An 11,405-nucleotide genomic window follows, 5' to 3' on the forward strand; every position below is an offset into this window, starting at 1 on the left:
GGCATCACACCAGCCGCGACTGCACCATCGCCGCCTGAATGAACGAGGCGAAGAGAGGATGAGGCTCGAAGGGCCGCGATTTCAGCTCGGGATGGAACTGGACGCCGATGAACCAGGGATGATCCTCGTACTCGACGATCTCCGGCAGCACGCCGTCGGGCGAGAGGCCGGAGAACTTCAGACCGTGCTGCTCGAGGCGGTCCTTGTAGGCGGTGTTGACCTCGTAGCGGTGGCGGTGGCGCTCGGAAATCTCGGTGGCGCCGCCATAGACCTGCGAGACGCGGCTGCCGCGGTTGAGCGCCGCGGGATAGGCGCCCAGACGCATCGTGCCGCCGAGATCGCCGGCCTTGGAGCGCTTCTCGAGCTCGTTGCCACGCAGCCATTCGGTCATCAGGCCGACCAGCGGCTCCTTGGTCGGGCCGAACTCGGTGGAGTTGGCGTCCTCGATGCCGACGAGGTTTCGCGCGGCCTCGATCACCGCCATCTGCATGCCGAAGCAGATGCCGAAATACGGCACGTCGCGCTCGCGCGCGAACTGCGCCGCGCGGATCTTGCCTTCGGCGCCGCGCTGGCCGAAGCCGCCCGGCACCAGAATGCCGTTGACGTGTTCGAGGAACGGTGCGGGATCTTCCTTCTCGAAGATCTCGCTCTCGATCCAGTCGAGATTGACCTTCACCTTGTTGGCGATGCCGCCATGCGAGAGCGCCTCGATCAGCGACTTATACGCATCCTTCATGCCGGTATATTTGCCGACGATGGCGATGGTGACGTTGCCTTCGGGATTGCGGACGCGCTCGTTGATCTGCTGCCAGCTTCGCAGCTCCGGCGGAATCCGCGAGCCGATGCCGAAGGCGGCGAGCACTTCGTCGTCCAGGCCCGCGTTATGATAGGCCTCGGGCACGGCGTAGATGTTGTCGACGTCGCGCGCCTCGATCACGGCGCTTTCGCGCACGTTGCAGAACAGCCCCAGCTTGCGCCGCTCTTCCTTCGGGATCTCGCGGTCGGTGCGGCAGAGCAGGATGTCCGGCTGGATGCCGATCGAGCGCAGCTCCTTCACCGAGTGCTGCGTCGGTTTGGTCTTCAGCTCGCCCGCGCTCGGGATGTAAGGCAGCAGCGTCAGATGGATGTAGACGGCATGATCACGCGGCAGCTCGTTCTTGAGCTGACGGATCGCCTCGAAGAAAGGCAGGCCCTCGATGTCGCCGACGGTGCCGCCGATCTCGACCAGCACGAAGTCGTAATCGTCATTGCCGGAAAGGACGAATTCCTTGATGGCGTTGGTGACGTGCGGAACCACCTGGATGGTCGCGCCGAGATAATCGCCGCGGCGCTCCTTGGAGATGATGTCCTGGTAAATGCGCCCGGTGGTGATGTTGTCCTGCTTGGTCGCAGGCCGGCCGGTGAAACGCTCGTAGTGACCGAGATCGAGATCGGTCTCCGCGCCATCATCGGTCACGAACACTTCGCCGTGCTGATACGGCGACATCGTTCCGGGATCGAGGTTGAGATAGGGGTCGAGCTTGCGGAGGCGGACCTTGTAGCCCCGGGCTTGCAACAGGGCACCGAGTGCCGCTGAAGCCAGACCTTTGCCGAGCGAAGAGACCACGCCGCCGGTGATGAATATGTACCGCGCCATGGGACTTAACCTCTAATCCCTCGAATTCGATTCGCCAAAGCGATTCGTATTCCGCCCCAAATAATTTGCGGGCCTGTGGGTGAGCCAAAACTAAGAGTGGTGACAGAGCCTTGATGGGGATTTTTGATGCAGGACGGTAGAAGCCGCCCTGCATGGCCCCCCTGCTTTATTGCGAGCGCGGCACCTGCGGGCCGGCTGGCGCCTGGTTCTGCTGCTGTTCGTCGGCCTTCTTCAGCGAATCCAGGATGCCGCCCGAGGTCGGCGGCGCGATCGGAGAGCCTCCGGCCGGCTGGGTCTGAGACGCCGGCGCGCCGATGATCGACGTTGGCGCACGGCTGTAGCCGGCATGCCAGGACAGGAACAGGCTGGTCAGGAAGAAGCCCGCAGCCAGAATCGCGGTGGTCCGCGTCAAAAGATTCGCGGTGCCGCGGCTCGACATGAAGCCCGCGCCTCCGCCCATGCCGAGGCCGCCGCCTTCCGACTTCTGGAGCAGGACGGCGCCGATCATGACGGCGACGATCATGAGGTGAATGACGATGACAACGGTCTGCATAGTGTCCTTCCGTCACAAGCCGACAGCGCCGAGACGGCGGCCGATCGCGCTTCGCGGGTTTTCCTGAAGTTGCGCGGTGTTACACGATCGGAAGAGGCATTGCCACCCCCCGATCGGCCACGGCCGCGCTTTGAGATTAGCTAGGGGCAGCCCTTCGCAATCGCAAGGAAATCGGCCGCCTTCAGGCTGGCGCCGCCGACTAGCGCGCCGTTGACGTTTTTCACGGACATCAGCTCGGCCGCGTTCGACGGCTTGACCGAGCCGCCATAGAGGATGCGCATCCTGGTCCCGTCCGCCCTGAACCGGGAGGTCAGGAGTTCCCGGATAAAGCTATGAATCTGCTCGACATCCTGGGCCGTCGGGGTCAGGCCAGTGCCGATCGCCCAGACCGGCTCATAGGCCACGACCAGGTTGGCGGCGGTCGAACCCTCCGGCAGCGAGCCGTCGAGCTGGCCACGCAGGATGTCCAGGGTCTGGCCGGCATCGCGCTGGCCTTGCGTCTCACCGATGCAGACGATCGCGGTGATGCCGGCGCGCCAGGCGGCCTCGGCCTTCTGCCGGATCAGGGCATCGCCCTCGCCGTGGTCGGCGCGGCGCTCGGAATGGCCGACGATGATGGCGGTCGCACCGGCATCGGCCAGCATTTCGGCCGCGATATCGCCGGTATGGGCGCCGGAGGCCTTGGGGTGGCAATCCTGCGCCCCCGCCGCGACCTTGCTGCCGCGCGCCTTGTCGGCGAAGGCCGCGATCAGGGTCGCGGGCGGGCAGACCAGCAGGTCGGCCTTGGCGGCCACCTCTGCCGCGCCTTTGAGCATGGCGTCGAATTCGGCAGCCGAGTCCTTGAGGCCGTTCATTTTCCAATTGCCGGCGATCAGCGGTCGGATGGCGTCGGTCATGTCAATTTCCAGCAAAATGAGGTTTGTGCATGCGCTAGCAGAGCTGTCGCGGCAGTTCCAGAGAGCTGAGGGCTTTAACCGCAGCGTCGAGGGACCGCGTGGCCTGAGGTTGCGGGGGGAAAGCCACCACTTTATGATGATTGATCAATTTGGTGACGCGCTTTTGCGGAATCTGCATTAAGACGCGCTCCCGTTCCCCTCCTGCCAAACAAGTTGGACCAAATGCTTCGAGGAATGCGCAAGGCCTCATCAAACTGGCTCGGCAAGACCATTATGGCCGTGGTGATGGGCGTGTTGATCATCAGTTTCGGCGTTTGGGGCATCGCCGACATCTTCAAAGGCTTCGGGCAGTCCACGGTGGCCAAGGTCGGCAGCACCGAGATTTCGTTGAACGAGTTCCGGCAGACCTATACCGACCGGCTGCAACAGATCAGCCGCCAGTTCGGCCGGCCGCTGACGCCTGACCAGGCGCGTGCCTTCGGCCTCGACCGTCAGGTGCTCCAGCAGACGATCGCGGAAGCCGCCCTCGACGAAGAAGCCCGCCGGCTCGGGCTCGGCCAGTCCGACGAGCAGATCCGCCAGGTCATCATGAACGACCCCAACTTCAAGGGCGTCGGCGGCAGCTTCGATCCGAACCGCTTCCAGGCCGTGATCCGCAATTTCGGCTATACCGAGCAGCGCTACGTCTCCGAGCAGCGCAAGGTGTCGCTGCGCCGGCAGATCACCGGCACGATCGGCGCCGGCCTCGAACCGCCGAAGGCCATGATCGACGCGCTGACGCGCTTCCAGAACGAGCAGCGCGCGATCGAATTCGTCAGGCTCGACGCCGCGCAGGCCGGCACCATCGACGCTCCCTCGCCCGAAGCCCTCGCCGCCTATTTCGAGGATCACAAGGTCCAGTTCCGCGCGCCCGAATATCGCAAGATTTCCTTCGTCGTGGTCTCGCCGGAAGAGATCGGCAAATGGAGCGAGGTCTCCGACGAGGACGCCAAGAAGGTGTTCGACCAGCGCAAGGACCGGCTCGGCACGCCGGAGAAGCGCCAGATCCATCAGATCGTATTCCCCAACGTCGCCGAGGCGCAGGCCGCACGCGAGCGTCTCGCCGGCGGGATGTCGTTCGAGGACCTCGGCAAGGAGCGCGGGCTGAGCAGCTCCGATGTCGATCTCGGGCTCGTGACCAAATCGTCGCTCGACCCCGCGGTCGGCGATGCCGCCTTCGCGCTTCCCGCAGGCGAGATCAGCCAGCCGATCCAGGGCCGTCTCGGCACGTCCATCGTCAAGGTCGACAAGATCGAACCGGGCAGTGAAGCGAACTACGCCAGCCTTGTCGGCGACATCAAGCGCGAGATCGCCACCGAGCGCGCCCGCGTCAAGGTCAACGATCTCCGCGACAAGATGGAAGACGAGCGCGGCGGCGGCGCCAGCGTGATCGACGCGGCGCAGAAGCTCGGCCTCACGGCCGTGACCATCGACGCCGTCGACCGCTCCGGGCGTGCCCCGAACGGCCAGCCCGTCACCAGCATCCCGCAGGGCCTCGACGTGGTGTCGCAGGCCTTCAACACCGATGTCGGCGTTGACAACGACGCGATCTCGTTCAAGGGCGGCTATGTCTGGTACGACGTGCTCGCCATCACGCCCTCGCGCGACCGCAATCTCGACGAGGTGCGCGACCAGGTCGAGGCGCGCTGGCGCCAGGACCAGATCGCCGCCAAGCTGAAGACCAAGGCGACCGAGATGGTGCAAAAGCTCGAACAGGGCGGCAAGCTCGCTGACGAGGCCGCCGCGATCAACGCCAAGGTCGAGACCGCCTCCGGCTTCAAGCGCGACGACTCGCCCGCCGGTGTGCCCGCCAACGTCGTTGCGGCCGCCTTCCGCACCGCGAAGGACGGGGTCGGACAGACCGCCGTGAACGGCGGCAGCGAGGTGATCGTCTTCCGCGTCACCGACATCGTCGAACCCGCGGTCGACGCCGCGTCCGACGCGGTGAAGAAGCTGAAGGACAGCCTCGACCGCGCGCTGACCGACGAGCAGGTCGCCTCCTACGTCAACAAGCTTGAAACCGACATCGGGACCACCATTAATCAGGCCGCCTTCGCGCAGGTGACCGGCGCGAACCAGTGAGTTGAAAGCACGCGATGGACGACCTGAAATCGATCATTGGAAAAGTGGCGACCGGCGCCAGCCTGTCGCGTGACGAAGCGGCTTCCGCCTTCGACGCCATGATGTCCGGCGAGGCCACACCCTCGCAGATGGGTGGCCTCCTGATGGCGCTGCGGGTGCGCGGCGAGACCGTGGACGAAATCACCGGCGCGGTCTCGGCGATGCGCTCCAAGATGCTCACAGTCGACGCGCCCGCGGACGCGGTCGACATCGTCGGCACCGGTGGTGACGGCTCCGGCTCGGTCAACGTCTCGACCTGCGCGTCCTTCATCGTCTCGGGCACCGGCCTGCCGGTGGCCAAGCACGGCAACCGTGCGCTGTCGTCGCGCTCGGGCGCCGCCGACGTGCTGGCGTCGCTCGGCGTGAAGATCGACCTCAGGCCCGAGCAGGTCGGCCGCTGTGTGCGCGAATGCGGCATCGGCTTCATGTTCGCCCCTGCCCACCATCCGGCGATGAAGAACGTCGGCCCGACCCGGGTCGAGCTCGCGACACGCACGATCTTCAATCTGCTCGGCCCCCTGTCGAACCCGGCCGGCGTCAAGCGCCAGATGGTCGGCGTGTTCTCGCGGCAATGGGTGCAGCCGCTGGCGCAGGTGCTGAAAAACCTCGGCTCGGAATCCGCCTGGGTGGTGCATGGCTCCGACGGCCTCGACGAGATCACCCTCACCGGCCCGACCTTCGTCTCCGCGCTCCATAATGGCGAGATCCGGAATTTCGAGGTGACGCCGGAGGACGCCGGCCTGCCGCGCTGCGATCCCGGTGCGCTCAGGGGCGGTGACGCCGACGCCAATGCGATCGCCTTGCAGAGCGTGCTCGACGGCAAGCCGAGCCCCTATCGCGACGTCGCGCTGATCAACGCCGCTGCTGCGCTAGTCGTGGCCGGTCACGCCAAGGACCTCAAGGAGGGCGTTGCGATCGGCGCGAAGTCGCTCGACAGCGGCGCGGCGAGCGCGCGGCTGAAGCATCTGATCGCGGTCTCGAACGGTTGAGCCTGACATGTCGGACATCCTGACCAAGATCGAAGCCTACAAGCGCGAAGAGATCGCAGCCGCCAAGCGCGCGCAGCCGCTCTCGGAAGTCGAGGCCAAGGCCAAGGCGCAAGGAGCCCCACGCGGCTTCGTGCGCGCGATCAAGGCCAAGCACGCCAATGGCGACTACGCGCTGATTGCCGAGGTCAAGAAAGCCTCGCCGTCGAAGGGGCTGATCCGCGCCGATTTCGATCCGCCGCTGCTCGCCAAGGCCTACGAGGCCGGCGGTGCGGCCTGTCTGTCGGTCCTGACCGACACGCCCTCGTTCCAGGGCCATCTCGACTTCATGGTGGCGGCGCGCGCGGCGACGTCGCTCCCGGTGCTGCGCAAGGATTTCATGTTCGACACCTATCAGGTGATTGAAGCGCGCGCGCATGGCGCCGACAGCATCCTGATCATCATGGCCGCGCTCGACGATGCCACCGCCAAGGATCTCGAGGACGCCGCCCTCGCCTACGGCATGGACGTGCTGATCGAAATCCATGACCGCGCCGAGCTCGACCGCGCGCTGAAGCTGCGTTCGCCGATGATCGGCGTCAACAACCGCAATTTGCGCACCTTCGAGACCACGCTCGCGACCAGCGAGACGCTGGCGCCGCTGATCCCTGCGGAACGGCTGATGGTCGGCGAGAGCGGCATCTTCACGCCCGCCGATCTCGCCCGGCTCGAGCGCGTCGGCATGTCGACCTTCCTGGTCGGCGAGAGCCTGATGCGGCAGGCCGACGTGACCGCCGCCACCCGCACGCTGCTCGCGCGCGAGAACGTGCCGCGCGCGACGGGTACGCGCTGACATGGCGCGCAAGCCCGCCAAGGCCAGGCAATCCAAGACGAAAGCCGGCCCTGCCCTCACCCATATCGGCGTCTCCGGCGAGGCGCGGATGGTGGACGTGTCGGACAAGCCCGCGACCGAGCGGCTCGCGGTCGCCGAAGGCCACGTCATCATGACCAAGGCGACGCTTGATCTCATCGTCTCGGGCAACGCCAAGAAAGGCGACGTGCTCGGCACCGCGCGCATCGCCGGCATCATGGCCGCCAAACGCACCTCGGAGCTGATCCCGCTCTGTCATCCCCTCGCGCTGTCGAAGGTCACGGTCGACATCGAGCCCGACGCGAAGCTGCCAGGCTGCCTCGTTCGCGCCAGCGTGAAGGTGACGGGCCCGACCGGCGTCGAGATGGAGGCGCTCACAGCGGTGTCGGTCGCCTGCCTGACCATCTACGACATGATCAAGGCGGTCGAACGCGGCGTGCGCATCGAGGGCATCCACCTGGTCGAGAAGTTCGGCGGCAAGTCGGGCCACTACCGCGCCTGAGCGCCGCGCGATCTATTTCGCCTCGCGCTGCCGCTCGCGATAGGCGCGCGTCTTCATCCGGTTGCCGCACAGCGTCGACATGCACCACCGCCGCGTCGATGGTTTCGAGCGGTCGAAGAACACCCGGCGGCATTCCTCCGACGCGCACATCTTCAACCGGTCCAGCGTTCCCACAAGCGTCGCGTCATGAAGCTCGATCGCGATGGCCGACAGGCCTGCGAGCGCATCCTCGCGCGCTGCCGACAGCATCGCGCCACGGCCTGCGCGCGCCTCCACCCGCAACGGAAACGGCGCGAGCGCCTCATTGAGCGTGCCGAGAACGCTCCTGTTCCGGGGCCGCTCGGCGGGCTCACATTGCAGATAGGCGCGCAAGGCGCCGCGCAGTCGTAGCGCGGTCTCAAACATCGCGGGCGTGACACGCCCGCCCTCGGCGCCAAGGCCGCGTTCCCGCATCCAGTCCGCAAGTTCCTTCGGCCCGCCAAGCTCATCGCTCTCCGGATGCTCCACGCCGAAATGCGTGAAGTGGCGAACATCGAGCGTGTTGGCGAAATCGTAGACGTTCGCCAGCGTGTCGGGAACCTGGAATTTGCGCGACTCTTTCGACATCGGAACACCAAAGATTGGAAACACCAGTAAAACAGATTTACTGGTTGACAGCAAGCGACACCTGTGTGCTACTTATACTGGTGTCGACTCCTTTGGGATCGAGCACCCATTGCGATCACCAGAACGGAGACCCCGAGCCGATGACCGATGCCCTGCACTATCTCGAACTCACCGCGCTCGCAGCACGCCTCAAGGCGCGCGACATCTCCGCGCTGGACGTGACGCGCGCGCAACTCGACCGTATCGACGCCATGGACCGGGATCTCGGCAGCTACGTTCATGTGATGGCGGAAACCGCGATCGCAGAGGCAAAAGCCGCGGACGCCGAAATCGCACAGGGCCGGTATCGCGGACCGCTGCACGGCGTGCCGATTGCGCTCAAGGACCTATTCTGGACCAAGGGCATTCCGACTGCGGCCGGCACCACGCTTCATCGCGACTTTCGTCCCCGCGAAGACGCAACCGTCGTGCGCCGGCTCAAGGACGCGGGCGCCGTGATACTCGGCAAGCTGCAACTCACCGAGGGCGCCTATTCCGACCACCATCCATTGGTGACGCCGCCGAAGAATCCGTGGAATGCGAGTTACTGGCCGGGCATTTCGTCCAGTGGCTCGGCGGTCGCAACCGCTGCGGGGCTTTGCTTCGGCTCACTCGGCTCCGACACCGGCGGTTCGATCCGCTGGCCCTGTGCCGCCAACGGGCTGACCGGATTGAAGCCGAGCTGGGGTCGCGTCAGCCGACACGGCGCGTTCGAGCTCGCCGCGACGCTCGACCATGTCGGACCGATCGGCCGCAGCGCGGCCGATGCGGGCGCGCTGCTCGGCGTCATTGCCGGACACGACCCCAACGACCCGACCTCGGCGTTCAATCCGGTGCCCGACTATCTGGCCGCGGCCGCACAGGACGTGCGGGGCTTGCGGATCGGCGTCGATGCCGCCTGGAACAGCGACGACGTGGACGTTACGACACAGCGCGTGCTGGCAGATGCCATCGATGCGTTCCGTGCGCTCGGCGCCGGCATCGTCGACGTCAGATTTCCCGACGTCATGCAGGCGATTGCCGACTGGACACCGAATTGTGCGGTGGAAGCTGCGGTCGCGCACGAGGCGACCTATCCTGCCCGCAAGAACGAGTATGGTCCGATGCTCGCCTCACTGATCGAGGCCGGTCGGGCTCTCTCTGCTCTCGATTATCAAAAGATCCTGCTGCGGCGGCTGGCGCTGCGCGGCCGGGTCGCCGCGCTGTTCGAGACCATTGACCTGCTGCTGATCCCGGTACACCCGTTCCCGCCGGTGACGCTCGCCATGATCCAGACGCTCGGCGAGCAGCCGGATCTGATCGCGAAGCTGCAGCGATACACCTGCCCGTTCGACGTGACCGGTCATCCCACGATCACGCTACCGGGTGGTGCATCGGCAGACGGACTGCCGATCGCGTTCCAGCTCGTCGCCGCTCATCTCGACGAGGCCATGCTCGTGCGCGCCGGCGCGGCGTTCCAGCGTGCCACGTCCTGGCACCGTCGCCATCCTTCTCTCACCTCGCGGAGGCAGCATTGACCATTCAATCGACGCTCGCTCAGCGAGGCATTTTCCGTGGCTGGTTCGTCGTCGCGGCGGCATTTGCCGTCATGTTCGTCGGCTTCGGCTCCGCCTACACGTTCAGCGCATTTCTGGAGCCGCTCCAGCACGATTTCGGCGCCTCGCGCGGTTCGATCTCGCTGGTGTTTTCGATTGCGGGCTTTCTGTACTTCGCGCTTGGGCTCGTCAGCGGTCCCCTCGCCGACCGGCTCGGTTCGCGTCCGCTGGCCATAGCCGGCATGATCCTGATCGCGGTCGGACTTGCGGCCGCGAGCGCGGCACGTTCCCTTGTCGAGGTCTATCTCGCCTACGGGCTGGGCGTCGGCCTTGGCCTCGGCTGCGCCTATGTTCCCGCGATCGGCGCGGTGCAACGCTGGTTCGTCAAGCGCCGCGGCTTCGCCTCCGGGCTCGCGGTGAGCGGCATCGGGCTCGGTACGCTGGCGATGCCGCCGCTCGCCTCGTTGTTGATCACATCGGTGGGCTGGCGCGGCGCCTATCTGGTGCTGGGCGCGATCGCGCTGGTGCTGGGCGGCGGAGCGTCGCTGCTGATCGAGAACGGTCCGAAGCACCGCGGCCTCGGACCCGACGGCGATCCGCCTCGCGAGGCCGCGGGCGCAAGCAATGCCGACGGCGCTTCGGTGCGCGACGCCGTCCGGTCGACGCGGTTCGTCGCCCTCTACGTATCATGTCTGGTCTGCTCGTTCGGCGCCTTCGTCCCGTTCGTCCATCTCGTGCCTTACGCGCGCGACCACGGGGTCGCGGCGTCCTCTGCGGTGCTGCTGCTCGGCGTGATCGGGGCCGGCAGCACCGCAGGCCGCTTCTTTCTCGGCGCGCTCGCCGACCGGATGGGCCGCGACCGCTCGCTCATCATGGTCCTGGTCGGAATGGCGTTCGCGATGGCGATCTGGGCCATCGCCGCCGATGTCTGGACCCTCGCCGCTTTTGCCTTCGTCTACGGCGTGTTCTACGGCGGCTGGGTCGCGGTGCTGCCCGCTGTGGTCATGGACTATTTTGGCGGACGCAACGTCAGCGGAATCATCGGTATTCTCTACACCAGCGTGGCGTTCGGCACGCTGGTTGGTCCGAGTGCGGCCGGCTTCGCCTATGACGTCAACCACAGCTATACGTTGCCGATCCTGATCAGCGCCGCCGCGAACGTCGTCGCGGCGCTGATCGTGGCGGCGATATTGGCGCGCAACGGAGCCCACGCGATCAGCGCAGCGAAGAGCTGATCGACCCGAACTTGGCGTTCAGCTTGGAGCCCATGCCGTTCACGACGGAAATGATGGCCAGCGCGATGCCGGCGGCAATCAGACCGTATTCGATCGCGGTCGCACCACGCTCGTCGGCGAGGAAGTTCTTCAAGGTGTTTGTCATCGTCGCGTCCTCTCTGTGTCGTCGGCAGGCATGTTCGCAAATCACGTGCCAATGCCGACTTGTGGATCGCCAACATCTTAGATGGTTAAGCCTTGGTTGACCGTGGCACGACCGGCAGGAATTGACCGGCATCGCGAGAGCTTCCGGCAATTCCTGCACGCCTTGCGTCGCGCGCATCGATCGCTTTTGTACGCGGCCGTTCATGTCGCATTAACCGCGCTTCCTAACTTCGCCTCCACATCGTTTCCGTAAACCAACGGAT

General features: G+C 65.7%; 11 protein-coding genes. 6 read left to right on the forward strand and 5 right to left on the reverse strand.

Annotation, left to right across the window (positions count from 1 at the left end; genetic code table 11):
* Positions 1 to 4 precede the first annotated feature (4 nt).
* The 3 genes from QJT78_RS18740 to tpiA form a co-directional block, all read right to left on the reverse strand.
* Positions 5 to 1,636 carry a CTP synthase gene (locus QJT78_RS18740; protein WP_014494987.1) on the reverse strand — a complete coding sequence of 544 codons (1,632 nt, stop codon included), beginning with the start codon at positions 1,634 to 1,636 and terminating at the stop codon, positions 5 to 7.
* A 166-nt stretch (positions 1,637 to 1,802) separates the two neighbouring features.
* Positions 1,803 to 2,189 (reverse strand): preprotein translocase subunit SecG, encoded by a 387-nt coding sequence (secG, locus tag QJT78_RS18745; RefSeq protein WP_028149620.1) that lies wholly within the window; start codon positions 2,187 to 2,189, stop codon positions 1,803 to 1,805.
* A gap of 140 nt (positions 2,190 to 2,329) precedes the next feature.
* Positions 2,330 to 3,085 (reverse strand): triose-phosphate isomerase, encoded by a 756-nt coding sequence (gene tpiA / locus QJT78_RS18750; RefSeq protein ID WP_028149621.1) that lies wholly within the window; start codon positions 3,083 to 3,085, stop codon positions 2,330 to 2,332.
* Positions 3,086 to 3,307: 222 nt separating this feature from the next.
* Between tpiA and QJT78_RS18755 the strand changes: the two genes are divergently transcribed.
* The 4 genes from QJT78_RS18755 to moaC are packed head-to-tail and all read left to right on the forward strand — an operon-like array spanning position 3,308 to position 7,583.
* On the forward strand, positions 3,308 to 5,206 hold the full coding sequence (locus QJT78_RS18755) for a SurA N-terminal domain-containing protein (RefSeq protein WP_038943056.1): 1,899 nt from the start codon (positions 3,308 to 3,310) through the stop codon (positions 5,204 to 5,206).
* A gap of 14 nt (positions 5,207 to 5,220) precedes the next feature.
* The gene (trpD, locus tag QJT78_RS18760) at positions 5,221 to 6,234 is read left to right on the forward strand and encodes an anthranilate phosphoribosyltransferase (RefSeq protein WP_028149624.1); all 1,014 of its coding nucleotides are present in this window, start codon (positions 5,221 to 5,223) and stop codon (positions 6,232 to 6,234) included.
* Positions 6,235 to 6,241: 7 nt separating this feature from the next.
* Positions 6,242 to 7,063: an indole-3-glycerol phosphate synthase TrpC gene (gene trpC / locus QJT78_RS18765; protein WP_028149625.1), complete on the forward strand. Its 822-nt coding sequence runs from the start codon at positions 6,242 to 6,244 to the stop codon at positions 7,061 to 7,063.
* Position 7,064: 1 nt separating this feature from the next.
* Positions 7,065 to 7,583, forward strand: a complete 519-nt coding sequence (gene moaC, locus QJT78_RS18770) for a cyclic pyranopterin monophosphate synthase MoaC (protein WP_028149626.1) — start codon at positions 7,065 to 7,067, stop codon at positions 7,581 to 7,583.
* Positions 7,584 to 7,595: 12 nt separating this feature from the next.
* On the opposite strand, the gene QJT78_RS18775 is transcribed toward moaC, so the two are convergent.
* Entirely contained in the window at positions 7,596 to 8,189 is a 594-nt protein-coding gene (locus tag QJT78_RS18775; protein ID WP_014494980.1) for a CGNR zinc finger domain-containing protein, read from the reverse strand.
* Positions 8,190 to 8,329: 140 nt separating this feature from the next.
* Here QJT78_RS18775 and QJT78_RS18780 point away from each other — a divergent pair, with 140 nt between their 5' ends.
* Both QJT78_RS18780 and QJT78_RS18785 read left to right on the forward strand, forming a co-directional pair.
* Entirely contained in the window at positions 8,330 to 9,745 is a 1,416-nt protein-coding gene (locus QJT78_RS18780) for an amidase (protein WP_028149627.1), read from the forward strand.
* Positions 9,742 to 10,998: an MFS transporter gene (locus tag QJT78_RS18785; RefSeq protein WP_038943054.1), complete on the forward strand. Its 1,257-nt coding sequence runs from the start codon at positions 9,742 to 9,744 to the stop codon at positions 10,996 to 10,998. Before QJT78_RS18780 ends, QJT78_RS18785 begins: the two co-directional genes overlap by 4 nt.
* Here QJT78_RS18785 and QJT78_RS18790 read toward each other — a convergent pair.
* The gene (locus tag QJT78_RS18790) at positions 10,979 to 11,143 is read right to left on the reverse strand and encodes a Flp family type IVb pilin (protein WP_028149628.1); all 165 of its coding nucleotides are present in this window, start codon (positions 11,141 to 11,143) and stop codon (positions 10,979 to 10,981) included. The genes QJT78_RS18785 and QJT78_RS18790 overlap by 20 nt on opposite strands.
* Positions 11,144 to 11,405 lie beyond the last annotated feature (262 nt).

Source organism: Bradyrhizobium sp. Mp27 (genome assembly GCF_029953005.1).
Taxonomy (GTDB): domain Bacteria; phylum Pseudomonadota; class Alphaproteobacteria; order Rhizobiales; family Xanthobacteraceae; genus Bradyrhizobium; species Bradyrhizobium barranii.